Source organism: Microcoleus sp. POL10_C6 (assembly GCF_036701585.1).
Taxonomy (GTDB): Bacteria; Cyanobacteriota; Cyanobacteriia; order Cyanobacteriales; family Microcoleaceae; genus Microcoleus.
The window spans coordinates 157,849-183,572 of the sequence record NZ_JAUBRB010000002.1; the positions used below are offsets into that span (position 1 = coordinate 157,849).

The 25,724-nt window shown below is 46.3% G+C and carries 28 protein-coding genes; 10 read left to right on the forward strand and 18 right to left on the reverse strand.

Going from position 1 to position 25,724, the window contains the following annotated elements; genetic code table 11:
• Positions 1–27: 27 nt before the first annotated feature.
• Positions 28–489 carry an ATP synthase subunit I gene (locus QUA34_RS01830; RefSeq protein WP_333037348.1) on the reverse strand — a complete coding sequence of 154 codons (462 nt, stop codon included), beginning with the start codon at positions 487–489 and terminating at the stop codon, positions 28–30.
• Between the two features lie 332 nt (positions 490–821).
• The gene (locus tag QUA34_RS01835; RefSeq protein WP_333383620.1) at positions 822–1,274 is read right to left on the reverse strand and encodes a nitrate reductase associated protein; all 453 of its coding nucleotides are present in this window, start codon (positions 1,272–1,274) and stop codon (positions 822–824) included.
• 165 nt (positions 1,275–1,439) lie between these two features.
• On the opposite strand from QUA34_RS01835, the gene moaA reads away from it, so the two are divergent.
• Both moaA and QUA34_RS01845 read left to right on the forward strand, forming a co-directional pair.
• Complete coding sequence (moaA, locus tag QUA34_RS01840; RefSeq protein ID WP_333383622.1) at positions 1,440–2,429, forward strand: GTP 3',8-cyclase MoaA; 990 nt, start codon at positions 1,440–1,442, stop codon at positions 2,427–2,429.
• A 94-nt stretch (positions 2,430–2,523) separates the two neighbouring features.
• The gene (locus tag QUA34_RS01845; protein WP_333383624.1) at positions 2,524–3,012 is read left to right on the forward strand and encodes a hypothetical protein; all 489 of its coding nucleotides are present in this window, start codon (positions 2,524–2,526) and stop codon (positions 3,010–3,012) included.
• A 7-nt stretch (positions 3,013–3,019) separates the two neighbouring features.
• Here QUA34_RS01845 and QUA34_RS01850 read toward each other — a convergent pair whose 3' ends face one another.
• The 6 genes from QUA34_RS01850 to QUA34_RS01870 all read right to left on the reverse strand — a co-directional run bounded on the left by QUA34_RS01850 (position 3,020) and on the right by QUA34_RS01870 (position 5,515).
• Complete coding sequence (locus QUA34_RS01850; RefSeq protein ID WP_333383627.1) at positions 3,020–3,238, reverse strand: type II toxin-antitoxin system HicA family toxin; 219 nt, start codon at positions 3,236–3,238, stop codon at positions 3,020–3,022.
• Positions 3,235–3,438: a type II toxin-antitoxin system HicB family antitoxin gene (locus QUA34_RS01855; RefSeq protein ID WP_193972043.1), complete on the reverse strand. Its 204-nt coding sequence runs from the start codon at positions 3,436–3,438 to the stop codon at positions 3,235–3,237. Before QUA34_RS01855 ends, QUA34_RS01850 begins: the two co-directional genes overlap by 4 nt.
• Positions 3,439–3,592: 154 nt before the next feature.
• Positions 3,593–3,958: a DOPA 4,5-dioxygenase family protein gene (locus QUA34_RS01860; protein WP_333383629.1), complete on the reverse strand. Its 366-nt coding sequence runs from the start codon at positions 3,956–3,958 to the stop codon at positions 3,593–3,595.
• 165 nt (positions 3,959–4,123) lie between these two features.
• Complete coding sequence (locus QUA34_RS30100) at positions 4,124–4,354, reverse strand: hypothetical protein (RefSeq protein WP_445242786.1); 231 nt, start codon at positions 4,352–4,354, stop codon at positions 4,124–4,126.
• 60 nt (positions 4,355–4,414) lie between these two features.
• Positions 4,415–4,885, reverse strand: a complete 471-nt coding sequence (locus QUA34_RS01865) for a thermonuclease family protein (protein WP_333383631.1) — start codon at positions 4,883–4,885, stop codon at positions 4,415–4,417.
• Between the two features lie 384 nt (positions 4,886–5,269).
• Positions 5,270–5,515, reverse strand: a complete 246-nt coding sequence (locus QUA34_RS01870) for a hypothetical protein (protein ID WP_333383634.1) — start codon at positions 5,513–5,515, stop codon at positions 5,270–5,272.
• Positions 5,516–5,604: 89 nt separating this feature from the next.
• Between QUA34_RS01870 and QUA34_RS01875 the strand changes: the two genes are divergently transcribed.
• Complete coding sequence (locus QUA34_RS01875; protein WP_242717095.1) at positions 5,605–5,748, forward strand: hypothetical protein; 144 nt, start codon at positions 5,605–5,607, stop codon at positions 5,746–5,748.
• Between the two features lie 169 nt (positions 5,749–5,917).
• On the opposite strand, the gene QUA34_RS01880 is transcribed toward QUA34_RS01875, so the two are convergent.
• Together QUA34_RS01880 and QUA34_RS01885 are read right to left on the reverse strand one after the other, a co-directional pair.
• Positions 5,918–7,099, reverse strand: a complete 1,182-nt coding sequence (locus QUA34_RS01880; RefSeq protein WP_333383637.1) for a class I SAM-dependent methyltransferase — start codon at positions 7,097–7,099, stop codon at positions 5,918–5,920.
• 37 nt (positions 7,100–7,136) lie between these two features.
• A complete protein-coding gene (locus tag QUA34_RS01885) occupies positions 7,137–7,313 on the reverse strand; it encodes a hypothetical protein (RefSeq protein WP_333318896.1) in 177 nt (58 codons plus the stop codon).
• A gap of 467 nt (positions 7,314–7,780) precedes the next feature.
• On the opposite strand from QUA34_RS01885, the gene QUA34_RS01890 reads away from it, so the two are divergent.
• The 4 genes from QUA34_RS01890 to QUA34_RS01905 all read left to right on the forward strand — a co-directional run bounded on the left by QUA34_RS01890 (position 7,781) and on the right by QUA34_RS01905 (position 14,460).
• A complete protein-coding gene (locus tag QUA34_RS01890; RefSeq protein WP_333383638.1) occupies positions 7,781–10,549 on the forward strand; it encodes a phycobilisome rod-core linker polypeptide in 2,769 nt (922 codons plus the stop codon).
• Positions 10,550–11,461: 912 nt separating this feature from the next.
• Positions 11,462–12,826 (forward strand): P-loop NTPase fold protein, encoded by a 1,365-nt coding sequence (locus QUA34_RS01895; protein ID WP_333383641.1) that lies wholly within the window; start codon positions 11,462–11,464, stop codon positions 12,824–12,826.
• Between the two features lie 117 nt (positions 12,827–12,943).
• Complete coding sequence (locus tag QUA34_RS01900) at positions 12,944–13,921, forward strand: shikimate dehydrogenase (RefSeq protein ID WP_333383643.1); 978 nt, start codon at positions 12,944–12,946, stop codon at positions 13,919–13,921.
• A gap of 107 nt (positions 13,922–14,028) precedes the next feature.
• Positions 14,029–14,460 carry a hypothetical protein gene (locus tag QUA34_RS01905; RefSeq protein WP_333083661.1) on the forward strand — a complete coding sequence of 144 codons (432 nt, stop codon included), beginning with the start codon at positions 14,029–14,031 and terminating at the stop codon, positions 14,458–14,460.
• On the opposite strand, the gene QUA34_RS01910 is transcribed toward QUA34_RS01905, so the two are convergent.
• From QUA34_RS01910 to QUA34_RS01925, 4 genes are all read right to left on the reverse strand, one after another.
• A complete protein-coding gene (locus QUA34_RS01910; protein ID WP_333383646.1) occupies positions 14,457–14,609 on the reverse strand; it encodes a hypothetical protein in 153 nt (50 codons plus the stop codon). The two genes, QUA34_RS01905 and QUA34_RS01910, sit on opposite strands and share 4 nt — an antisense overlap.
• A gap of 89 nt (positions 14,610–14,698) precedes the next feature.
• Positions 14,699–14,986 (reverse strand): YggT family protein, encoded by a 288-nt coding sequence (locus QUA34_RS01915; RefSeq protein WP_333083660.1) that lies wholly within the window; start codon positions 14,984–14,986, stop codon positions 14,699–14,701.
• 230 nt (positions 14,987–15,216) lie between these two features.
• Positions 15,217–15,540, reverse strand: a complete 324-nt coding sequence (locus QUA34_RS01920) for a hypothetical protein (RefSeq protein ID WP_333211073.1) — start codon at positions 15,538–15,540, stop codon at positions 15,217–15,219.
• Between the two features lie 74 nt (positions 15,541–15,614).
• Positions 15,615–15,983 carry a YkgJ family cysteine cluster protein gene (locus QUA34_RS01925; protein WP_333383650.1) on the reverse strand — a complete coding sequence of 123 codons (369 nt, stop codon included), beginning with the start codon at positions 15,981–15,983 and terminating at the stop codon, positions 15,615–15,617.
• 356 nt (positions 15,984–16,339) lie between these two features.
• On the opposite strand from QUA34_RS01925, the gene psb30 reads away from it, so the two are divergent.
• Positions 16,340–16,480: a photosystem II reaction center protein Ycf12/Psb30 gene (gene psb30, locus QUA34_RS01930; protein ID WP_333054512.1), complete on the forward strand. Its 141-nt coding sequence runs from the start codon at positions 16,340–16,342 to the stop codon at positions 16,478–16,480.
• 121 nt (positions 16,481–16,601) lie between these two features.
• Here psb30 and recJ read toward each other — a convergent pair whose 3' ends face one another.
• Positions 16,602–18,683: a single-stranded-DNA-specific exonuclease RecJ gene (recJ, locus tag QUA34_RS01935; protein ID WP_333383652.1), complete on the reverse strand. Its 2,082-nt coding sequence runs from the start codon at positions 18,681–18,683 to the stop codon at positions 16,602–16,604.
• 356 nt (positions 18,684–19,039) lie between these two features.
• Here recJ and QUA34_RS01940 point away from each other — a divergent pair, with 356 nt between their 5' ends.
• The gene (locus QUA34_RS01940) at positions 19,040–19,945 is read left to right on the forward strand and encodes a bestrophin family ion channel (RefSeq protein ID WP_333383654.1); all 906 of its coding nucleotides are present in this window, start codon (positions 19,040–19,042) and stop codon (positions 19,943–19,945) included.
• Between the two features lie 66 nt (positions 19,946–20,011).
• On the opposite strand, the gene lnt is transcribed toward QUA34_RS01940, so the two are convergent.
• The 3 genes from lnt to QUA34_RS01955 form a co-directional block, all read right to left on the reverse strand.
• Entirely contained in the window at positions 20,012–21,808 is a 1,797-nt protein-coding gene (lnt, locus tag QUA34_RS01945) for an apolipoprotein N-acyltransferase (RefSeq protein ID WP_333383780.1), read from the reverse strand.
• Positions 21,809–21,996: 188 nt separating this feature from the next.
• Positions 21,997–23,079: a photosystem II q(b) protein gene (gene psbA / locus QUA34_RS01950; RefSeq protein WP_333327182.1), complete on the reverse strand. Its 1,083-nt coding sequence runs from the start codon at positions 23,077–23,079 to the stop codon at positions 21,997–21,999.
• A gap of 545 nt (positions 23,080–23,624) precedes the next feature.
• Entirely contained in the window at positions 23,625–23,972 is a 348-nt protein-coding gene (locus tag QUA34_RS01955; protein WP_333071428.1) for a histidine triad nucleotide-binding protein, read from the reverse strand.
• A 206-nt stretch (positions 23,973–24,178) separates the two neighbouring features.
• Here QUA34_RS01955 and QUA34_RS01960 point away from each other — a divergent pair, with 206 nt between their 5' ends.
• Complete coding sequence (locus QUA34_RS01960) at positions 24,179–25,708, forward strand: YifB family Mg chelatase-like AAA ATPase (protein ID WP_333327184.1); 1,530 nt, start codon at positions 24,179–24,181, stop codon at positions 25,706–25,708.
• Positions 25,709–25,724: the final 16 nt, after the last annotated feature.

Genomic DNA, 25,724 nt, shown 5'->3' on the forward strand with positions numbered 1-25,724 from the left:
AGTTGAGTTTTGCTCTTCTTACCTGACTTACCTGTAATCTAGTGCTAATGCACTTCGGATCACGTAAACCATCAGCGCAGCTTTGTAAGTCAGAAATCCCAAAAATATCGGTAAAATCTGTAGCTGATTCCACTGTGTTCCTACTATCATCACCGCGAAAAACAAACCGAGCCTTGTCTTGCTGATGCGTTGATTTTGGCTGCCGATTCGTTCAACGTCTCTAGCCAACATCTTTAAGTAAACCACACCTGTGACCGCCCCAAGCAAATAATTCAGGGCAATGTTGAGGGAGTAAAAAATCCAAACGGAGATAAAAATAATCGCCGTAAAAGCAAGGGTGTACGCCAACAACTCTTGTTGGAGGCGATAAAAGTCTTGCATGGGATTCGTTGTCTCGGACGAGACTGTCGAGACTGTTGAGACTGTGCCAGCTTGAGGAATATCCTCGGTTGCTGGTGTGGGTTCGGTGGGTGTGTTTTGCGTGTTCACGAAGCTCAGAAACTAATGCAGGTAGCAGGCGAGTGCTTTGCAAACTCAGAAAAATAATACCACGCTGCGGTAACAATACTTAAAATTAAATTAATCATAACTTGTCGGAATTCGGTGTCTGGCGCTTCGGAAACCTCAAGCCGTTAAATGTCCGATCGACCTCACCCTAAGTCTCCCACCGCCAGACCACACTATTTTACACATTGTTCTAATTTTTCTCACCGAGTTACTCTCACTAAGTGAGATAGCGACCGAGGACGATCGCGCGAATCGATCAGGTAACTCTCCCTTGTCTGCCTTTGCGCGCTACAAGAGTTAATTCAAATTCGATCTCATTCAATAACCTTAAACTCTTGAAGCGCCGGAATGAAATTTTTATTCTCGTGGCTCGATCTACTAAGCTTAATCAAAGCAAATCGCTGTAGAGGCTGCAAACTCGCCCACTGGGCCAAAGAAATTTTCACGCCGAGCTCTTGCGCTTTTGCAGAAACCGACTCCGGTACAGTTGCAGCATCCATCCACGGGGGATTTTCATCAACAGCCAAATCAGTTCCCGGTTTGCCTGTCTGTTGAATTAATATTTGATTTAGCTTTTCTCGGTAATCAATAATTTCTGCTTCTGTCAAGCAAGGTAACTCTACAAGACTTTGCCGTTCTGCTTGGTTAAAATGATTCCAATCCTGCAGCTTCAATTTAATGCCGCAAGTATCTAACTTGAGACGTACTTGCATGGGGATGCAGCGCAAAGCTTCGACAAAATCAGCTTCAAATTCAAAGAATGTCATAGATGTATAGACTTGCAAACTAGATTTATTTTATTAACCGCAGAGGACGCAGAGAGCACAGAGTAAGAGAAGAGAGAGAAATCGATGCAGGTTTTTTGCTTTCTATCAATAATTGCAGAAAATGCGATCGGCATTTATAATTAAATAATATTACAAACTATTGACATGGATACCGTAGACTACCTTCGGATTAGCTTGATAGACCGCTGCAACTTCCGCTGTCTCTACTGTATGCCGGAAGGTAGCGAGTTGGACTATGTATTGCAGCAGCAGTTGTTAACTCACTCGGAATTGCTAACTCTGCTGCGGGAAGTTTTTATACCTGTGGGATTTACCAAGTTTCGGTTGACGGGTGGGGAACCGCTGCTGCGGCCTGGGGTGGTGGAATTGGTGAGGTCGATCGCATCTTTGCCGGAAACGCGAGATTTGTCAATGACAACTAACGGCTTTTTGCTGGCGGGAATGGCGGAAAATCTCTACAATGCTGGTTTGCGCCGGATTAATATTAGTTTGGATTCCTTGGAACCGGAGACTTTTGATAAGATAATTGGTAGTCGGGGACGATCGCGATGGACGCAGGTTTGGGAGGGAATTCAAGCGGCTTATCAAGCTGGATTCGACCCGCTGAAACTGAATGTTGTAGTAATTCCCGGTGTGAATGACGGCGAAATATTGGATTTAGCGGCGTTAACAATTAACCGGAATTGGCACGTTCGATTTATTGAGTTTATGCCGATCGGGAATGGGGATTTATTTGGCGATAAAGGTTGGGTAGCATCAGCCGAATTGCGGCAACAAATTAGCGACAAATACGGGTTAGCCGAGTCGGGAGTGCGCGGAAATGGGCCGGCGGATGTGTTTCAAATTCCGGGGGCGAAAGGCACTTTAGGATTTATCAGCCAAATGTCGGAGTGTTTTTGCGATCGCTGCAACCGGATGCGTTTGTCTGCTGACGGGTGGCTGCGGCCTTGTCTGCTGAACGAAACGGGTCAAATTGACTTAAAAACTGCTTTACGGAATGGAGTGTCTACAGGCGAATTGCGCGATCGAGTGCGGCACATATTAGAGATGAAACCGGAGATTAATTTCAAGCAGCGAGATTCGGGAACTACTCAAGGAAATTACAGCCGCACCATGTCTCAAATCGGCGGGTGATATCAATTCCGATTTTAGTATTCCCTCGATATTCTCTCCCCCTCTCTGTAATCTCTGCGTTCTCTGTGGTTAATTATAAATCAGGTATTTAACGATGAACACCATCTCGATCGCCATTTCAGACCGGCTGATGCTGAAGCTACAAAAAGTTGCTGCCCAGATGAATGTATCCATCGAAGAATTAGTCTTGATGAACATTGAAAGCTCGATCGCGCAACGAGAAAATCCCGCAGCAAATACCGATCGAGATATTTGCAATCAAAATGCTGAAATTGCGATCGAGGTAATTGACAAATTTTATACTCTTGCTACGGAATGGCAAAGTGAAGTTGCGGGAATGTCTTCGACAGCTCAAATGTCTCAGCATCCTGCATATCAGGAAATTATTAATATGGGTTATCCAGTCGTGCCGCTGTTGCTATCGGAACTGCAAAAGAATCCCCTTTACTGGTTAGCTGCATTGAATGCAATTACGGGTGAAAATCCCATTAAACCGGAACAAAGGGGAAGGGTAAAACAGATGGCATCAGCTTGGATAGAGTGGGGTAAAGAGCGAGGCTACGCGATTGAAGAGAATGTATAGATTCTACTTAAGACAAACTTTGTAAATCTTCCTCAGATAGGTGAGCTATTTTCATCAAGGCTCTTAAGGTTCCAATTTTCAAATCTTGATTCCGGTGAACGGGAATTGACAAAATTTGTCCTATTTCGGCGTTTTCATAGATATGATGACTGCCAGTAACTCTTTTCAAAACCCAACCTTTCTGCTCTACTATTTTGCACAGTCGCTTCCCTGAAATAGATTTCATACAGCAATTTCAACAATTTTATCTGTGGAGGCAATTGCTTCACGACTATTAGCAACATCGAGCCAACCTTCAATCGCATCTTTTAAATTAGCCATCACTTCTTCCATAGTATCTCCTTCGGTAATGCACCCAGGAAGTGCGGGAACTTCAGCCCAATAGCCACCTTCTTCTGCGGGATGGATGATTGCTCTAATTTTCATACATTTATTCAGTCATTTGTTAAGGATATTATAACGATTATTAATAAATACAGGAAATTATAGTCGCCGGACCATGTCTCAAATCGGTGGCTAATTATCTATTATCAGCGATAAGTCAGTCTGAAGTAACGCCCTCGTCTTGCGCGCGGATAGATCATAAGCTGGCGTTGCCTGTCCTAGGCCGCAGGAATTCGATATTCAACTCTAGTTTCTCTCCTAGCCACAAAGAATGTTTCGTATGGTCGGCCACATCGTCGCCTGTTTCAGGGTGAATGAGAATATTGAGTCCCTCACGATTCAGCATTAACCAGGGAACCACTTTGCCAAACTGGTCTGGTAAAAATGCAACTTGATACATCGCTTGGGGGTGGGGGCCAATGGGTTTGTCATGCCAACGCCCAAGCTGCACCTCAAACTGAGTCAATCCTTCTCGTACACGCGCAGCCGCATCGCGATTATCAGCGTCGAAGTAAATATGTCCATGAAAACCAACGATGTTAATGGTGTCTTCTTTCATCATTTTCAGTGGATTATTGAGCAGAGAGCAACAACTTTATATTAGCTTAACGTGCTGAATATTTTATTCACTCCTGTAAACTCCTTAAGTTGATATAGCAAGTCTATTTGAGTCATGAATGTAGAATAACCTGAAACGCTTGTGATGAGTGAATCGATTGTTTACAAATCAAATGGTTTTGCTATATATCCTCACTCTTTGCTTTTTTTGTTTCATGCTAGGACAATACCCGTATACTCTCTGCTTCTCTATTTCCAAACTGACTAATGATGTCGATTTCATTTGGTAGCATTTGAAGAATTTTAGAGGTTGAGCAATTGCCAACACGGAGATAAATTTGGGAGGATGACCGTAAAGTAAACTCCGTTGATGAAAGTCAGAATCTTTGGAAACAATCACAAAATAATTTGTCTTTGCATATTCCCAAATTGGTGCAGGTTTTTGTGGGGTAATGGGATTCTATTTACACTGATTTTTTCTATAGTCCCAAGGTGGACAAGGATTATTTTTACTCCATAGTCCGATTCGCTGCTGTTGGGCGGTAGTCTGAGCTTGACGCAATTCTTGAGCGATATTGATACATTTACCAATACCAATGTAATGTTCATAAACCCATGCTTGCCCTTCTTGCACCAGTTGCAAATTAATATTTTTATTGCCGAAAACTACCAAAACTACCAATAATTTATCTCCATATACGTTTTTATATACAGGTTGAACTTTGATTGATGTACCTTTTGGAAGTAGTGTTTTAAGGCGATTATATGCCTCTTTTCCACCTTCTTGATTTCTTTCAGGTGTGTCAATGCAAGCCAACCTTACTGTTATATTTTGTCCTTTATTACTGCGAACAGTGAGTGTATCGCCGTCTTCAATACTCACTACTTGGGCGTTAATAACTTGTGCTTGAGCAGCTTGAGCAAAGATCATTATTTTCTTTTATTTTTCAGTTTTTTAGGTGGTAGTTAATCTAACTATACCTGTTTTTGAGTTTATACTATGGATATTTTTGAATTTGATAATATTTTATGTCAAGATATGTGTCTTCTCGATGTAGCTGCAAAGGTTACAGGACTTAGGCGGGGAAAGTGTAGTTTCCCCGCCTAGCTGGATTTATAGATGTTTCAGCCTCTAAATCACGATATGCTCTTATCCTGATTTAGTGAGATTTGTTGGTCTTCTTAACTGGTTCCCAGGCCTTAGCCTGGGAACCGAGATCCAGAGGCTCTGCCTCGCTAACGGATAAAAACAAAAACAGGAGGCAGAGCCTCATGGAATGCGTTCCCAGGCTAAGGCCTGGGAACGAGCAAACACCTACGCTTTGCGCTTCCGACGGCGAATCAGCACACTCATCACTTGCTTCGGATTAGCTGCACGCTGTACGGGACTCCAATCGCCCACTTCGGCAAATCCCAGGCGGTACAAAGTGAGTATGGTTTCCCTGACACCCTTGGGCGAACCTGTCACCGTTACACACACCACATCCTGTTCCGATTCTGCTGCTGAGCCGTCATTTGGCAGATCGAATTTGTTGTCGTCAGGCAAGAATTCCTGTGACATAATTATGTTCTCCTGGTTTTGGGTTTTCTAGAAAAACCCAAAAACCCAGCCGCCCCGCATTTCAAGACATAGCAGGGCGGCTACAGAGGATGTTAAGATACTCCGTTAGCCTCCAGACTGCTGTGATCAGTTTGGCGGTTAGCTGTCCATTGCTGTTACCAGCAGCTTTGGGCAGTGCAACTAGATTTTTGGGCGACGCGGGCTACTTCCTCTACAAGCAAAGCAACCTCTAACTTCAAAGCGTAGCCGCAGAGGGGGGCCTGTGTCAATCCATTTGGGATTTTAGGAGTAAGATAAAATGAACCGCGAGGCACGCGGACGCGAAGGAAGAGAAAGAAAGAGATGCAGTTCTTCCTTCGCGCACTTCGCGTCTTCGCGGTTCGTTCAAAGAATGAAAAAGCGCTATAATTTCGGTGTTAGCAAAATGAGCTGTTTTGATAAGATCGATCGCACTTCATCCAATCCCATCTCCACATCCGCCAAAATCTCCCCAACAGTTTTGGTATTGCAAGCTTGCAAAAACTCAAATTCTGCACTTGACAAATTGAGCAATTGGTAGTTGCAATCAAACACTTGTTGACTCGGCCAACCGTGCATACAACCACTCAACTCTGGAATTGCCGCCAAAAGAGCCTGATCGTCCGACCAATCAATTTTATTAACCGGCTTTTTGCCCAAGAAAAACTCGTAATGAGTGATTTCCGTATCCAACAATTCAATTAATCGATAAAGCTCCCGTTCCGTCAAACCCTGAGCTCTTTCTATCAATTCCGGCGCTTTGCCCAAAAGTCTTTCTAACTGCCAATATCCCGGATTTGAAAAACCAATAAATTCCAATCCCGAAGCATCAATTAACTCGAACAAAGTCTCAATATTGTAGTCAATTTCCTGCGGGTGAACATACATATCAGCAAAACATTCGTCCCGCTGATTTTCTCCTGCCCAACGCTGTTTTTCGTACTTGACAAGACGGTTGTTTTCTGGTAAAGAAGCAAAGATTTGACGACCTACTTTCACACCATCGGGATAGTCACCTTTTTGCGGGCCTTGGAGAAGTGCGATCGCCTTTTGCATGAGTTGAATTTCCCAGCGTCCGAGCTCAGCATACACAAAAATGTGCATCAAACCGCCCGCCGCCAACTTCGCCGCCAGCGCTTGAATGCCCCGGATCGGATCTGGTAAGTGGTGCAGCACGCCCACGCAGTTGATCAAATCAAACTCGCCCTCTAACTCGGCGGCATCGTACAGGCTGAGGTGGCGAAAATCAGCTTCCCGCGCTCCCGATCGGCGACAGCGTTCTTGTGCTACCTTCAAAGCACCCGCACTCAGGTCGATCGCCGTCACCGAAGCTTCAGGATTGAGGTGAATCAGATAATCGGTGCTCGAACCAGTGCCGCAGCCAGCATCTAAAATCCGAATATCGAGTTTTGGCGGCTTTTGGCCAGTGCAAAAATTGTAAGCATCAGGCCAACTCCAGCGCCAGTTGTACCCAGGAGGCGGTTCATCTGACAAAGGATCGGGCGGGAAAGGGAAAGTATCGTAAAGCCGCCGCACGGCAGCACTGATATCAGGCGTAGTATCCATAGGTGAGGTAATTGTGCGTGAGTTTGGAGATTGGTTGTCAGTAGCTACGGACGAACAGCGCGACGCGATGCACTTCTATTGCTTCCTTACTGGCAACCAAAGTGGCGTCTCGCCAAGTTGGGAAGCCTAAGAGAGAGGGATCGGGCGATCGACTAACCCCTGGTAGCCAAGCCCTGACAGCTTCTGCGTAATAAAACTTATCATTTTTTCTCATATAAGCTCTCTTAAATCTATACAATAAATCTCGACAGGCTTTTTAACAAACAAGGACTGTCAATAGCCCACCGCTGAACTGTCGAGTAAAGCGGAGGCGTCTTTCCGCAGAAAGTCAACAGCCCCGAAACAGGCAGAAGAAAATTTTTGATTTTCTTTTCCTTTAATTCAAGGCACTGGCTGCAATCGCCCAAAGGCAACTCTCCTGCCGAGTCTTTTTTTCCACGGGTATACCGGCGGATCGCAGCGGAGGGAGTACCCCGTGCCTGCCTTCGGATCGGACATTTCCCCGCAGGCAGAAAGATGAAACCAAAACATTTTAATCTAAGAAAGTAAGCGCGCCCGAACCTCGTGACAGGTAAAGGCAAAAAGTAAACAAAGCAAAAATACCTACTTTGACCTGCATCAGAAGGCAAGGTTAGTCTGGTTAAATGCTGCAACTATTTGGATAGGGAGCTAAGGAGTCTAATGACTGTAAAAGCAAGTGGTGGAAGCTCGGTTGCGCGTCCGCAACTATATCAAACTGTACCGGTCGCAACAATTTCGCAAGCAGAACAGCAAGACCGCTTTCTACAGCGGGGCGAACTCAGCGAACTGGCAAGTTATTTCAGTTCCGGGGCTCTTCGGATCGATATCTCTGCGACGCTGACCCAAAACTCGGAACTGATAGTATCCCGCGCAGCCAACCGGATTTTTACCGGCGGTTCCCCGCTGGCATTTTTGGAAAGACCACAAGAACCTGCGATGGCTGTAGCAGGCGTGGCTCGCGGCGGCTCGGCGAATGTCTCTGAAGGCATGAAACTGGGAAATGTCACCTACGTAGAAAGCCGCGCTGGCGGCAACGGCGGTGGCGGCGGGTTCTTGGGGCTGGGAAATCTATTTTCTGGCAACGGTGGCGGCTACAGCGGCCCAATCCCAGCAGGATTTCAGCCGATCAATGTCTCGCGCTATGGCCCGGGCAACATGACCAAATCTCTGCGGGATTTGAGCTGGTTTTTGCGCTACATCACTTACGCGATCGTAGCTGGCGACCCGAACATTATTTCGGTGAACGTGCGCGGATTGCGGGAAATCATCGAAAATGCTTGCTCTTCGGCAGCCACAATTGTGGCAATGCAGGAAATGAAGGCAGCATCTTTGGGCTATTTCAGAAAAAATGCAGAGGCAAGTGCGATCGTCGGACAGTATTTCGACGTAGCAATTACCGAATTCAAAGCTCCCACACCTTCAGACAAGGTGCGGCAGCGCGAAAGCAATGACCAGCAAGGCTTGCAACTGCCTCAAATCTACTTCAACGCAGCCGAGCGGCGATCGAAATTCGTCATGAAAACCGGCCTGTCTTCGGCCGAAAAGCTAGAAGTAATCAAAGCAGCTTACCGCCAAGTATTCGAGCGCGACATTAGCCGCGCATACAGCCAAAGCATTTCTGACTTGGAATCCAAGGTCAAAAATGGCGAAATCTCGATGAAAGAGTTTATTCGCCGCCTTGGCAAATCTCCTCTGTACCGTCAGCAATTCTACGAGCCGTTTGTCAACAGCCGCGCTGTAGAACTTGCCGCCCGCCACTTCCTCGGCCGCGGTTTGAGCTCGCGGGAGGAATTTAGCAAGTATTTTGCGATCGTCAGCAAAGGCGGCCTGCCAGCCCTCGTAGACGCGATGGTCTATTCCCAGGAATATTCCGATTACTTCGGCGAAGAAACAGTGCCTTACCTACGCGGTTTGGGCCAAGAAGCTCAGGAGTGTCGCAACTGGGGCCCGCAAATTGATTTGTTCAATTTCAGCGCTCCGTTCCGCAAGGTTCCTCAGTTCATCACCTTGTTTGCCGGCTACAACCAGCCTCTGCCAGACCAGCACGTTTACGGTGTTGGTAATGACCCCTTAGAAATTCAGTTCGGCGCGATTTTCCCCAAAGAAACTCGCAACCCCAAGAGCCGTCCGGCTCCCTTCGGCAAAGACACTCGCCGTATCCTGATCCGTCAAGGTGCGGGGATTGACAATCAGTTGAGCAATCCGGCGGCTCGCGGTGCTGCTCCTGGTTCTCTGGGCCCCAAGGTCTTTAAATTAGACCAGTTACCGAGCAACTATGTTGCTTCCAAGAAAACTGCCCGCGGTGTCTCCAGCAGCTACAGCAATGCTTCCAGTGTCAAATTTACCGAAAGTTCGACTCAAGCGGTGATTCGGGCTGCTTACCTGCAAGTGTTTGGTCGCGATGTGTTCGACGGCCAGCGCCAAAAGGTGGCGGAAATTAAGCTGGAAAACGGCGAGATTCCGATGCGCGAATTTATTCGGATGTTGGCGAAGTCTGACGTGTTCCGCAATATGTACTGGAGCAAGCTCTACGTTTGTAAGGCGATCGAGTACATTCACCGCCGACTCCTGGGACGCCCTACCTACGGCCGTCAGGAAATGAACGCTTACTTTGACATTTGCGCTAAGAAGGGTTTCTACGCGCTGGTCGATAGCATCCTGGACAGCACGGAGTACAACGAAGCTTTCGGGGAAGATACAGTGCCCTACGAGCGCTATGTAACTCCCGGTGGTTTGTCGATGCGGACGATGCGATCGGGTTCCGTCGCTGAGCAAAATGTCCAAGCTAAGACTCCTGAAACTCCTCGATTTATCGAACTCGGCACTGCGCTCGATCGCGGCGAATTCGAGTTACAAAATAGCCTCGCTCAAGGTGTCAGCAAGCGGCGCGAACAAACTAAGGTGTTCAAGCTGACGACTACTTCGGACAAAGTAGCTTTGAAAACTTTAATTCAAGCTGCTTACCGTCAAGTTTTTGAACGCGACTTGAATCCCTACGTTGTGAAGAATGAATTCACGGCGCTGGAAAGCAAACTGGGCAACAATGAAATCAATCTCAAGGAGTTCATTGAAGCTTTGGGCTGCTCATCGCTGTACGTCAAACAGTTCTACGCACCTTATCCCAATACTAAGGTGATTGAGTTGGGAACGAAGCACTTCTTGGGCCGCGCTCCCCGCAATCAAGCGGAGATTCGGACGTACAACCAAATCTTGGCAAGTAAAGGAATTAAGGGCTTTATCAACGCCATGTTGAACAGCGTTGAATATGCCGAGGCGTTTGGCGAGGATACTGTTCCTTACCGTCGCTTCCCGACTCTGCCGGCTGCGAATTTCCCGAATACCGAAAGGCTGTACAATCAACTCACCAAGCAGAATGATGAGTTGGTAGTTCCAAGCTTTGAGCCAGTAGCTGCTACTGACAGAAGCTAGATTGATTTGAGGTTTTAGATGTTAAATTAGCAAAAATTTAACATCTAAAATTAGTTGAAGGGCTGGTGTAATGCCAGCCTTTTTTTTGTATAATTGGGTGATTTTTAACCGCAGATAAAGAGGATATAAAAGTTTTATTTTAGTTGGGATAAAGACTTTTTTAAATAACCGCAGAGGACGCAAAAATCTCATGGTTAGGGAAGAGAGAGTGTGCTAAGAAAGCCATTTTCTACTAAAATAAGAGATTTAGTAAGGAGAAATATAGGAAGAAACCGGGTTTCTGAAGAAAGCGTGGGGCAGTCTTAGTTTCATTAAACTGGTACGATTCTAGCATCCGTTTTGGGGCAAGATCCAATCTGCCGAATCGGTGCCGCCAAAAGTGTTAAATCTGCCACGGGATTGGCTGAAGCAATTAGATTTTAGGTTTGAGATTTGAGCCTATGTTGACTTGATAACTGCATGGGGGCGGGTGCAAGTTCCCGCCCTTTATATATTCGGTTAACCGTACTCAAATAGCCACTTTGACGGGAGAACATTACCGCCCACTCTTCGTCGTTGATTTCATTCAATATACAAAATTGCGGCACAGACAGAGCGATTGCCTAGTTATCGGGTATTAGTGATTTCCCTTCATTCTGTGTCGGCAAAAATTAGGTATAATTGGTGAGTGCGTATGATGATAAAAGTTTAAAAAAAGAATAGCCAGGGAGGGAAGAACCCCACCCCGATAGTGATGAGTCATTACCATCTAAAATCTACAATCTCAAATTTAAACTCTAAAATTTTATGAGCTAAATTAAGATATTGACCGCAAAATAAAACAGCAGAATAAACGGGCCAATTGTGCTGATTATTACCATAGCAAAACGAATAAGGTATTAGGGCATAATGTTGTGAAAGATGGAACAGGGTATGGAACTAAATTTACAGAAATTTTATAGCGCCTGCAATCCCAGCTACACCCTGGCAGTAGCAAATCAACAAGACCGACAATACTATATCGATTTCTCTTCAGTGCGGGGCGGCACAATCGTAGAACAATTGGAGCGCACCATCAGCCGTCTGTCCCCCGATGCACCTACCTGTCAATTATTCACCGGTCACATCGGCTCTGGTAAATCAACAGAATTGCTGCGGCTGCAAGCTCAATTGCAGCAACAAGGATTTCATGTTGTTTACTTTGAGTCGAGTAAAGACTTAGACATGGCAGATGTAGATATCACTGACATTTTGTTGAGCGTTGCTCGTCAGGTGAGCGAAAGCATTGAGAAAATGAAAATCAAGCTGCAACCGACGGGTTTTAAAGCTTTGCTCAAAGGGGTTGCTGATGTTTTTCAAACTCAAATAGACTTGAGCGCTGAAGCTAATGTCCCTGGTTTTGGGGAAATAAATGCCAGCACGGAGGGAGAATTTTCTCTGGCGTTGGGAATTGGGAAAATTACTGCTAAGGCGAAAGATGCTCCGAATCTGCGATCGGAGTTGAGGCAATATTTGGAGCCGCGAACTAACGTAATTTTAGATGCGCTTAATAAGGAGTTGCTGGAGCCGGCTAATCAAGAACTCAAACGCCAAGGGAAACAAGGACTTGTAGTAATTATCGACAATCTCGATCGCATACACCTGTGCGCGAAACCGACGGGGCGACTGCAGCCGGAATACCTGTTTGTCGATCGCGGCGAACAGTTGGCAAGACTAAATTGCCACGTCGTGTATACAATTCCCTTGGTGCTGATTTTCTCTAACGATTTGGGCCAATTGACCAATCGATTTGGGGTAGATCCGAAGGTTTTGCCGATGGTGCCGGTGCAGTTGAGCGATGGTTCTGAGTGCTCTGAGGGTGTGGAATTGCTGCGGCAGATGGTTCTGGCGCGGGCTTTTCCGACGGTGCATCCTTCGCAGCGCTATGCTTTGGTAGGCAAAGTTTTCGACTCTGCGGAAACTCTCGATCGCCTGTGTCGAGTCAGCGGCGGTCATGTCCGCAATTTGCTGCAACTGCTGTATAGCTGTCTGCAGAAACAAGACCCTCCTCTGTCGCGGGAAACTTTGGAAAATGTGATCGTCCAGCGCCGCCACCAGCTTACTTTGGCGATCGAACCCGATGAGTGGAAATTGCTGCGCCAAGTATCCGCTACCAAAACTGTGAACGGGGAAACTAAATACCAAATATTGCTGCGGAGTCTCTGGGTGTTTGAATACCGTTACGGCGAGGATTATTGGTTTGATGTCAATCCGATTTTGGCTGACGCCAAAGAGTTTCGGCAAACTGTTGATGGTTGATGGTTGACAGTTGACAGTTGACGGTTGAGAGTTGACAGTTGACAGTTGATGGTTGATGGTTGATGGTTGAGAGTTATCTCCGCCGAATCATAAACAGTCAACAGTCAACTAACAAAAATGATTAAAGGCACTACTAAACTGTTAGGAGTAATTGGTCATCCCGTCGAACATTCTCTGTCGCCGGCGATGCACAATGCTGCTATTTCCCAATTGGGAGTCGATTTTGTTTACTTGCCGTTTCCGGTAAAACCAGGGGATTTAAAAGCTGCTCTTGCAGGATTTGCGGCGATCGGCGTTCGGGGATTTAGCATCACGATTCCGCACAAACAAGCAATCTTACCACTGCTGTCGGAAGTTTCCCCGATCGCCCGAGCGATCGGCGCAGTCAATACCGTATACCTGACTGACAAAGGTTGGTGTGGCACAAATACTGACGTTGAAGGCTTTCTCGCGCCGCTGCAAACCCCCCCAACCCCCCCTTACCAAGGGGGGGCTAAAGACGCGACCTCTCCCTTAGAAACGGGCAATACGGCTATCGAATCCTGTCCCCCCCCTTACCAAGGGGGGGCTAGGGGGGGTTCCGATTGGAGTCAGAAAGTAGCAGTAATTTTGGGGAAGGGCGGGGCGGCGAGAGCTGTTGTGGCTGGATGCGCTCAATTGGGATGTGCAGAGATTCACGTTGTCGGTCGTAGCGAACAAAATTTAGCGGAATTTCAGCAGAGTTGGGTGGATTCTCCGATGCCCGTGCAGAATTTGCAGGTGCATACTTGGGATAATTTGTCAATGTTAATCTCGCAGGCAGATTTGCTGGTGAACACGACGCCTGTGGGGATGTATCCGCAGGGGGAAAAATCGCCTGTTGCGGATAGTGCGCTCGATCGAATTTCAGCAGGTGCGATCGTCTATGATTTAATTTACACCCCTAATCCTACCCAATTTCTCAAAGATGCGAAGATTCGGGGAGCGCGAGCTATTGACGGACTCGAAATGCTAGTTCAACAAGGAGCAGCCGCCTTAAAAATTTGGCTGGATAAAGAATCCGTCCCAGTCGATGTGATGCGCCAAGCCTTGCGACAGCATTTAGGTCTAGACTAATGCCATTTCTTCAAAAAGTAGCTGTAGTTTTCAGAATTCCTATAAGTAAGAATTTGAGGCTGAATTCGCGCTAAGCTGAGAATTAAAATATACTTTCCCCGCCATTTATGAAATTTCGAGCTATCAGCCTTTTTTTTGCTACTTGCCTAATCGGAATTTTTAGTTTGGTATACACTCCACCTGCTTGGGCTCTGACGCAGATTAAACTTTCCGACCTTTCTTATCGCGAATGTCCTGCCGAAATGGGAGAAGGAACAGTCACCAGTGGCAGTTCTATGGAAGCTACCTGCTTTTTGATTACTGGGAAAGCTGAAAATAGCACCGGCAAACCAGTTGTCAATGCCGATATTTTCGGCCGCATTTATGATGCCGACGACAATCCGGTGATGCAAAATCGCACTCGCTTGGGTTCTATAGAAGAAGTTCCTCCCGGAGTTAGCGATTTTCAGCTCAGAATTTCGGTTGCCGCCAATCAGAGAACACCTTTGAAGCTCAAGCAATTTAAAGCTACAGGTTTTACTGGCGTGGTTCGCCGTTAAGGAAACTCTTTGAGATTTAGGGTTGGCTGCCCGTGAAAGTGCGATGCTGTTTTAGATTTGAGATTTTCGATTTGAGATTGTTGATTGGCTGGCAATTTCTCATTTCTCATGTACGATGAACTCCCCAGCTTTTCAACCGGGGAGTCCATCTAAAAATCTCAAATCTAAAATTTAGTTGCCGGCTGCTAGGTCTGCCAAAGAATTTACGCTCGATGCTTAAAAACTTAAGCTTTTCCAACTACAAGGATGTTTGCAAGCTGGTCAAAAGACCGATCAAGAATTCCGAGCCGAACTGAAGTACAAAAAATGCAATCAGTGGCGAAAAGTCAATCCCTCCTAAGGGGGGGATAATCGATCGGAATAGATTCAGGTAAGGGTCTGTTAACTGACTCAAAATTGAAAAGGGGGGGTCGTACCAATTGATATTCGGGAACCAGCTTAATAGCACGCGACAAATCATTAGGGCTACATAGATTTGCAGAAATGTGGACAGCGTGGTTGCCAAAAGGCCTATGGAATAACTCATATATTCTCGTTGAAGTTTGAGTAAAGTTTACAGACACTTTAACTTAAAGTTTAGCATAGGTGGGGGAGAGGGGGAGCATCACGCTGTTTGCGGGCGGGCTAGAAGAGCAACTGCCCACAATAAAAATCACTGTTTGCTTCACAGACTCGAAAGGTCTGTGAAGCGAGAATGGTGCAAGATGTGAGTAGCCCGCATTGATGTGCCCGACTAATCTAAAATCTTAAATGGAGTTATGAGTCTTGAGCGATCGATCCCTCGCTGCCCGGAGCCGGCGTGTTGCCGTTTACGTCTCCGAGTTGCAGCCGCACGTCATCTATTGCCTGATTTAGCTGGGCAATTTTATCTTCTAAACTCAGTCTTGCTACCTCCATCCCGTCGGCTTCGAGTTGGCTGGCTTTCCTCTGGCGGATTTTTCTGGTTTTTGCGTCTGAAGGTTCACTCAGCAAAGCTTCAGCAGCGCGCCGCGACAGCACCGCGCCCAAAACTGCACCCACCAAGCCGCCAACGGCAGCTCCGGCAATAAATCCCCCTGTAAAACCCTCTCGATTACTCATAGCTCAACTCAACTGCGCGATATTTCCTTAATTTGTTTATTTTGACACTCTCCCGGTGAGAAACCGGGAGATTGTTAGTTGTCAGGTAAGGCGAGAATTCCTACTTCAGAGTTGAAGCGGATCATTTCCAAAGATCGATCGCCATAAAGATCTTCAATGTGTTCCAAGCAGCACTCGATCGCGAAATCGTTCAATTCAGTCGGCTCAACGCCGTACATTTCCTGAAACACCTCTGAGTCTACCCGACAAAAGCGCGGTCGATCGGCGTAAATTCCGCATTCTCTGGTGGTTTTGTCAAAATTTATACACCAACCGTCATCTCCAACTAAGCTCAAATAGACCGCTAATTCGTCTTCAGATAAATACTCGTCTAAGTCTGGGCGCTCTGTTGGGTCGAGGTAACAACAAGCACCGCACTGCTTTACGCAACGCCAAGTAGCCATAGTTTGATTTTAGATTTTAGATTTTAGATTTTAGATTTTAGATTTTAGATTCGGAGCATTATGTGGAAAATGCCAAACTTTAGGAAATTGGGGCTCTTAAAGTATATCAATTGCCAGCGCCGGAGACGGATATCCCGAAAGGGGGTTCGATTTGAGATTTGAGATTGGAGATTGGGGGGAGTTTCCGGGAAGGGGCATCAAGTCCCTGGTTTGCTGTCACTGAGAGGTCGATCGTAGTTTACATTTTGTTGAATTTTGTAAAGTTCCTTAAAAAATATGGTCGATCGCCCGGTAAAATCAGAAGCGGATTTTCTAATTCAACAATCTAGACTTAATCACTACAGTCAGGAGGACACATGGACTTTATAACCGATCTTTTCAGTGGTATGGGTGGTGTAGACTACCAACTCATTGTTCAGGTAGCTTTACTCGCAGCCGTCGTGCTTTCGGGCCCGATCGTGATTTTTCTCTTGGCAGCTAAAGGCGGCGACCTGTAATTATAGCACGCTCCGGGGCGATCGAGAGTTGGGAGTTTTGAGTTTTAAATGATGCAAAATTCACAAGGCTCGATCGCCAATTTTCGATGCTGCACCTGCTTTGTTATCAAATACCGAGTTATCAAATACCGAGGGCGTGTTTAGCAGTTTGAATCAAATTCTCAAAAAAAGGTAGAGATACATCGACTTCTCTAGCATCTTTGCGGGAGTTACCTAACAAACCGATGTTTTGTCCGGGTGCAACAGCCAAAACTTGCCCTTGAGAGTTGCGAATTCTCAATTCCTCGATCGAGCCTGCAGGAGATAGACTGCAAGAATAAGTGCGATCGCAATAATCAAACTCCACTTTTCCGAACTTCGGTGGCCTGGAAGTAGCAGCATTTGCCGGTAGCCGAACGCCCAACAATTCTAATTCAACCGATGTCTTGCCATTAAAACTATTTTCCCGCAATCGGTAAGCAATATCAACCCGCCGAGGCAAAGGAAAATATTCCCCCCAACGCCAAGCAATCGCCTTCACACTAGCCGATACATTTCCATCTTGAGTTGCAGTTAGTTTAACGTGGCCTCCTTTACCCACAATTTTCTGTTCTGTTATGCAAACATTAGGCGTCCAAAATACAGGAGCCTTATTTTCAATCCCGCAAGGTTCCAGAGCATCAATTTGTCGGTAAAGGTCAAGATTAATCTCAGCCAAATCTGCCTGCACATCTACTGAAACCAGAGGTTTTAGATGTTCCGGCTGCAAACATTGATTGGCAAAAATTGACAGTTGATTGCGGAATTCTTCGAGATTATCAGCCGGCATCGAAAAACCGCCCGCCGCTTTGTGTCCGCCAAATTTAGTTAATAAATCCGCGCAAAAATTCAGCCCGTCAAATACATTAAACTCAGGAATTCCCCTCGCCGAACCCCTGATAATTTTATGGGCAACCGCCCCTACAGCCTCATCCTCAAAAGTACCAATAAACACAGGTACGCCGTAGCGTTCCACTAACCGAGAAGCCACAATCCCGATCACCCCGTGGTGCCAACCGGGTTGCACGACAACTAAAACTCGTTCTTGCTGCAAGTCGAGATCACTTTCCTCGCACCAAGCGATGGCTTCCTGCTCAATTTCCTGGCACAACTCCTGCCGGCGCTGATTAATTTGTTCGCACTGCATCGCGTTTTTGAGAGCCAATTCGCGATCGTCAGTAGTCAGCAACTCTATCACAATTTGAGGGTCAGCCAGCCGCCCCACAGCATTAATCCGGGGGCCAAGCCTAAAACCAATATCTTCAGGCTTTAACGTATTGCTAGCTTGGCTTTTTGAATTCATAAGAGGTAAACTTTCCGCACTTCCCGGCTGCACTCCTGCCACCTGAATCAAAGCCTGAATACCCGCCAATTGCGAGTGAGGCAACAGCCGTAAACCACGCTTTACCCAGCGCCGATTAACTCCTGTCAAAGGTGCTAAATCCGCAATAGTTCCTAAAGTAAATAACTCCAGCAATGGATTCACCAACCCGCCCACTTTCTGCATATCCTGAGCCAAAGTAATAGCCAAAACATAAGCAACGCCTACGCCTGCCAAACCGCGATAAGGTGAAGATTCCGCAATTAATTTCGGGTTGAGAATAGCATCAGCCGGCGGCAGTTTGGGCGGCAAATCGTGGTGGTCTGTAATAATAACTTTGACACCGAGTTCTCGCGCTCTGGCAACCGGGCCGTAAGCTGCAATTCCGTTGTCAACCGTGAGAATGAGAGCGACACCTTCCGAGTGAAATTCTTCTACAATGCGATCGTTAATCCCATAACCTTCTCGCATCCGGCTGGGAATAGCATAATCCACATTCGCCCCCAGCAGCCTCAGAGCTCGCAGCAACAAAGCGGTGCTCGTCATCCCGTCAGCATCGTAGTCACCGCAAATCGCAATTTTTTGCGCTCCCGAAATCGCCTCCCGCAACAATTTGACACTCGCCGCCAAATCGGGAAACTCATCGGTTGGCGCGGGCAAAACCAGAGATTCCGGTTCGATAAACCCTTGCACTTCTTTAACAGAATCGATGCCCCGGTTAATCAGTACCTGTGCCAGCAAGGGCGACAAACCGATTTCAGTGGCAAACTGTTCGGCTTGCTGTGTTTGAGGCGAATAAATTTGCCACCGTTGGTTTGGCAATCGGTGAAAATGCGGGGGTACAGATGTGGGTAGCTCTTGCACGGAAGCTGAGGTTTAAATATACATAGTTAATCTTACCTAATTAAGTGCATCCGTCCATCAATTTTAGATTTTAGATTTTAGATTGATGAGTTTTTTGGGTAAAATCCAAAGGTTGTTTGTAGGAAAGCTTTTTTCGGAAGCTCTCACCGCACCCAAATAGGGATACAAGCCCCTGACAGCAGTCGTGGAGACCAAAAAATTTTAGACCAAAGTTCAAACGCCTCAGATTTATCTGTGGAGTCAATCTAAAATCTCGAATCTCAAATCGACTGGTGGGAGCCGAAGAAATAAGTGTAGCAGGCAGTTGTGCCGCCCGTGCTAGGACGGGGCTAATTTAATTTAATGAGGAGACTTGCATGAGTGTCGATCGACCACCTTGGTTTAAAATTGCATTACAGGTTCGGGGGTCTGTCATTCCCTCAATTTTGCCCCGCGTTTTGCTGTGTGGCGGCTTTGGAGTTCTTATTTCCCTGCTGCACTTTTTAAAGTGGCCGGTTTCCTTACCAATTTTGTCTAGTATTGTACCCAGTATTGTCCTGGGTCTACTGTTAGTTTTTCGGACAAATACAGCCTACGAAAGATTTTGGGACGGTCGAAAAATGTGGGGAACTTTAGTCAACAACGTCCGCAATTTGGCGCGCCAAATCTGGGTAGCAATCGAGGAAAAAGACCTGCAGGATATCGTAATCAAAAAGTCAGTCCTGCGCCTCTTACCTGCCTTTGCAGTAGCCCTGAAACTGCACTTGCGCCAAGAATTAGTAAATTCAGAATTGGAGCATTTGATGTCCCCATCGCAGTACCAAAAGCTCAAGTCGATGAACAATCCGCCCCTAGAGATTGCCTTTTGGATTGAGGATTACTTGCACGAACAGTACGAGGGCAATTGCGTTGATGTCTATCAGTTAACTGGTATGAAGGAGTTAATCAACTCTATGATAGATGTATTAGGTGGCTGCGAGCGAATTTTAAAGACCCCTATCCCTTTGGCTTACGCGATTCACTTGAAACAACTATTGTTGCTTTACTGTTTGGCACTGCCCTTTCAAATGGTAAACGATGTGAGTTGGGGAACTGGCCCTGTTGTGGCTTTAATTAGTTTTACTTTGTTCGGGATTGAAGAAATCGGCATTGAAATAGAAAATCCCTTTGGACACGATGCCAATGATTTGCCTTTAGACAATATTTGTGCTGCCATGCAGCGCAATATCGACGATTTAATTTCTTTATCTCCTAGCGTTCACGAACACGTGAAAGATAAGTAGAGTCATTCGATTTTAGATTTTAGATTTTAGATTGGTACATAAAATCTAAAATCTAAAAGCTTCGGATTAATTTTTTTTAACAATAAACAGCATTAACCCAGCCCATACTAACAATACAGGCGTCAGCCAATCTCCCCACCGCACGTACAAAGTCCGAGTTCGCCGCCGATAAATAGTAACATCTCGGACTTCATAAGTATTAATTCCCGACTTCCAAATTGTCTCACCGTGAGGATTAACAAAAGCAGAGTAACCTGTATTAGTTGCGATAACTGCCCATCTATCCGTCTCAATTGCCCGCATCACATCTAAAGCGTGATGTTGAGCTAACATCGGCGGTTTGTAATGGGCATTGTTGGAAGCGGTAATCATAAATTCGCCTCCCATCGCCGCCTGATATCGGAAGATTTCAGCAAAGGCTGAATCGTAACAAATTCCGACAATGGCGCGGCCAAACGGCGTATCAAACAATTGTTTAGAATTACCGGGTACTAAATGAGCATCTAAGGGAGAAAGACGATTAATAATCCCGCCTAAGATTTCGTAAAAAGGGATATATTCGCCTAAAGGTACGAGCTTTAGTTTATCGTAGCGGCCGACAATTTCTCCAGTGCGATCGATCGCCAATAAGCTGTTAGTGATACTATTGTCTTGCTGGGCGAAGCCTCCCACCCAAGCCACAACGCCGCGTTCGAGAATAGCTTGGTAAAAAGAAAGAGTAGAACGCTGATACTCGTTTGTCCAGATAAAAGGCAAAGCTGTCTCTGGAATTAACACAGCATCGACTTTTCTGTCTGCTAACTGTTTGTATCCAGTGGTGTAACCTTCCAAAGCGCGCTGCCAACCCCCTGAATCAAACTTAATCTCGTTAGGAATGTTGCCTTGAATAATGCCAATGTTTAAAGCGGTTGCAGCTTCTTCATTCAAAGGGCGGTTGTACAAACTCCAGCCTGCAATATGCAAAATTAAACACAAACTTACAGGCAAAATATAAGCAATCCAATTCTGCCTTCTGCCTTCTGCCTTCTGCCTTCTGCCTTCAATAAAAGCTTCGGCGATTAAGCCATTTACTGCTACAATAGCGGCTGTTACTGCGCTGGGTCCGGAGAGTTGACCGAGGTGCAATATTGCTAAATTGTGGGGGCTTTGCGTGTAAGATAGTGATGTCCACCACAGCGAACCTGTACTCCAAATACTTTCTAAGGCACACCACAAAGCTGTGCCAATTAAAACGCGAGTTAATGCTGAAACTTGAGCTTTACCCCCCCCAGCCCCCCTTTGTAAAGGGGGGGAGTTAAGAATAATAAGATCGGAGCTACCGCCCCCAGCCCCCCCTTGTAAAGGCGGGGAGTTAAGAAGAACAATAGGATTTTTGCCTGGTAAAGTGAGGGAGTTGAGAATTACAAATAGCCACGCCCAAACGGAGACTAATGCGGCTCCCCACAGGGTGATGAAGGCCCAGCAAAAAAGTGCGATCGCCAAACTCGGCCACCAAGGAACTCCCAACCAAGTCATCGGGTGAATTCCCATAATCCAAGATAAAGCTAATCCGTGATAGCCAATTCCCCAGAGTGAAGGAAGAAGGAAGTTCGGCAACGGATTATGTAACGGATGTAACGGATGGATGTTGAGGAAAGAAGGAAGAAGGAAGAATTTGTGTTTTTGTTGTTCTATTTTTGGCTTTTGATAACTGGCAACCAAAACCCACAGGGGAGCTAATGCTACCCAAGCCAATAGCCAAGCATTTACTGGTGCGGTTGTCAATGCCATCAAAATGCCGCTAAAAAATGCGATCGCCCAGGCTAATGTTTTGGATTTATGAACCACGAGTTTTTCAAATTTGTGCCTGTTAAATATCGCCACTTTGATGATTGCCAAAAATAATAATTCTTAATCAATATATCAGATCGATCGGGAAGTTCGGCAAGGCGCAGTGTATGAGATTTAACGGATCTAACGAATTTAACAGAAGGAAATCTCTCAAATTCTAGTTGCCAAAACAAAAAGCGCCCCTATTTCTAGGAGCGCTTTTTGTTAATCAAAAGCTAAATTTAGCCGTTGATGGAAGGAGCAACCAAAGCTACGGGAGTTGTTTCACCGGCGGCCAAGTCGAGGGGGAAGTTGTGAGCGTTGCGCTCGTGCATTACTTCCATACCCAGGTTAGCGCGGTTGATGACATCAGCCCAAGTGTTGATGACGCGACCTTGAGAGTCGATAATCGATTGGTTGAAGTTGAAACCGTTCAAGTTGAAAGCCATCGTGGAGATACCCAAAGCGGTAAACCAGATACCGACAACTGGCCATGCACCTAACAAGAAGTGCAAAGAACGGCTGTTGTTAAAGCTAGCGTATTGGAAAATCAAACGACCGAAGTAGCCGTGGGCTGCCACGATGTTGTAGGTTTCTTCTTCTTGACCGAATTTGTAACCGTAGTTCAAAGATTCAGTTTCGGTTGTTTCGCGAACCAAAGAAGATGTTACCAATGAACCGTGCATGGCGGAGAACAGAGCACCGCCGAAGACACCAGCTACTCCCAACATATGGAAGGGGTGCATCAGGATGTTGTGCTCAGCTTGGAACACGATCATGAAGTTGAATGTGCCGGAGATACCCAAGGGCATACCGTCAGAAAAGCTGCCTTGTCCGATCGGGTAAATCAAGAATACTGCGGTTGCTGCTGCAACTGGTGCAGAGTAAGCGACGCAGATCCAAGGACGCATACCTAAGCGGTAGGACAGTTCCCATTCACGACCCATGTAGCAGAAAATGCCAATCAGGAAGTGAAATACTACCAATTGGTAGGGGCCGCCGTTGTACAACCATTCATCGAGGGAAGCTGCTTCCCAGATGGGATAGAAGTGAAGCCCGATCGCATTCGATGAAGGAACAACAGCACCAGTAATGATGTTGTTGCCGTACATCAAGGAACCTGCAACTGGTTCGCGGATGCCGTCGATGTCCACTGGAGGAGCAGCGATGAAGGCGATGATGTAGCAGATGGTGGCGCTGAGCAAGGTGGGAATCATCAAGACGCCGAACCAACCGATGTAAATCCGGTTTTCAGTGCTTGTGACCCATTCACAAAAGCGTTCCCAAACGTTGCCGCTTTCGCGACGCTGTACGGTTGTTGTCATTTGGTTTATGATGGCTTAATTGAATTTTCAAAGTTCGTTGTGGGGATGCCCCACGCTTATATTAGTAACACCATTCACTAAAGTTTGCCAAGGGATTTCTGCTGACAATTTAAACATTTTACAAACTTTTACAAAAACTGGATTATTGGTAAATATTTGTAGTTTTTTACAAAGCAATATTACCCACATAACAGGTTAAATATAGCGACCTGAAGAACTGCATCTATTAGCTGTAGATGGGTTCAGCAGTTTTAGCAAGTTATTTTTGTTCAGGTCGATTCTCTTTCTGTTTAAATATCTCTTAATTACGTCTGGGGTAGAGAATTTTTAATATTTATTCACATATACCCTGTGGATTCTGCGAGGGAAAATTTTTATCTGGAGAATAGTGAAAACCGGGTTTCTAGTGCGGGCTGCCTTCTCAATAATCTCCAATCAACCGGGTTTATTGACGAAAAAAGAAACCCGGTTTCTGAGGCGCTTGGCAATAGAAATCAACCGGGTTTCTGAGGATGAGTCCGCAAGTTCGGGGTAAAAATTAGGATTTAGCCTGGGGGCCAGTTCATCTGCCGACCGCCGAGAATGTGAAGGTGCAGGTGGTCTACAGTTTGGCCGCCGTCGCTGCCGCTATTAATGACGACGCGATAGCCGTTGCTAAGTCCGAGTTGTTCTGCTACCCGCTTGACAGTCAGCAGCAAGTGCCCCATGAGAGCATGATCTTCTGACTCGGCATCGGCTAATTTGGCAATAGGCTGTTTGGGAATGACGAGGATGTGGACGGGTGCTTGCGGATGGATATCTCGGAACGCGAGGGCCAAGTCGTCTTCATAAACGATGTCTGCGGGAATCTCTTTGCGGATGATTTTGCTGAAAAGCGTTTCTTGAGTTGTCATGGGTGTTAACGAAGTTCGGCAACGGATTGTGTAACGGATGTAACGGATGTCGGGAAGAGGGAAGAGGGAAGACTCAGCAGGAGAGAGGGAAGAGGAGAAAAAGAAGAGGCAAGGAAAAGTTTTTCTTGCCTCTCCCGATATTCATTAGTCATTGTTAATCATAATAGATGATGAATCAAGGACAGGCAAATTAAGGATAAAGAAAAATGCTTGCTAGGGTTTGGAGTGCATCGATCGTTGGAATTGACGCGGTAAAGGTGGGTGTTGAGGCTGATGTGTCAGGGGGGCTACCGAAAATTGTGGTTGTGGGATTGCCCGATTCTGCGGTGCAAGAAGCTAAAGAAAGGGTTAAGGCTACGCTAAAAAATTCGGGATATGGTTTTCCGATGCGGAGTATTGTGATTAATTTGACACCGGCAGATTTGCGGAAGGAAGGGCCGAGTTTTGATTTGCCGATCGCCATTGGCATTTTAGCAGCATCGGAACAAGTCAGCGCTGAACTTTTGGGAGATTATTTGTTTTTAGGGGAACTTTCTTTAGATGGGAGTTTGCGGCCTGTGGCTGGGGTTTTGCCGATCGCCGCTGCTGCTCAAAAAATGGGTATTTCAGGATTAGTTGTACCGGCTGGTAACGCGCAGGAAGCGGCTTTGGTGCACGGAATATCTGTTTATGGTTTTGAGAATATTTTTGCAGTTACTGATTTTTTGAACAATCCTCAAGTTTATTCGCCTGTAGAAGTAAACGGTCGAGAAGAGTTAGCAAAAACGCGGTTTCCGGGTCTAGATTTAAAGGATGTAAAGGGGCAAATTCACGCGCGGCGGGCTTTGGAAATTGCGGCGGCGGGGGGACACAATTTAATTTTTGTGGGGCCGCCAGGGAGCGGTAAGACGATGTTGGCGAGGCGTTTGCCGGGTATTTTGCCGCCGCTGACTTTTGATGAAGCTTTGGATGTAACTCAGATTCATTCGGTGGCGGGGTTGTTGAAGGATAAGGGAAGCTTGGTGGGCGATCGACCTTTTCGCAGTCCTCACCATTCAGCATCCGGCCCTTCTTTGGTAGGTGGCGGCAGTTTCCCGCGTCCGGGTGAAATTTCTTTAGCACATCGCGGCATTCTTTTTCTGGATGAATTAACTGAGTTTAAAAGAGATGTTTTGGAGTTTTTGCGACAACCGCTGGAAGATGGTTATGTGACGATTTCTCGAACTAGACAATCGGTGATGTTTCCGGCTCAATTCACTTTAGTTGCAAGTACGAATCCTTGCGCTTGCGGTTATTACGGGGATTCTATTCAACAGTGTACTTGTTCGCCGCAAAAGAGGGAGCAATATTGGGCAAAACTGTCGGGGCCTTTGATGGATCGGATCGATTTACAAGTGGCGGTTAATCGTTTGAAACCCGAGGAAATTACGCGACAGCCGACGGGGGAAGAGTCGGAACCGGTGCGGGTGAGGGTGCAGCGGGCGCGAGAACTCGCAACTCGCCGTTTTCAGTCGGAATCTAGTTTGCGCTGTAATGCGGAAATGCAAAGCAGCCATATTAACCAATGGTGTCAGTTGGATGATGCTTCTCGGAATTTATTGGAGATGGCGATTCGGAAGTTGGGGCTTTCAGCGAGGGCTAGCGATCGCATTTTGAAGGTTGCTAGAACTATTGCTGATTTGTCGGGGGATGAAAGCTTGAAAACGAATCATGTGGCGGAGGCGGTGCAGTATCGGACGATCGATCGAATGCAGTAAACAGCGGCTCAAAAGA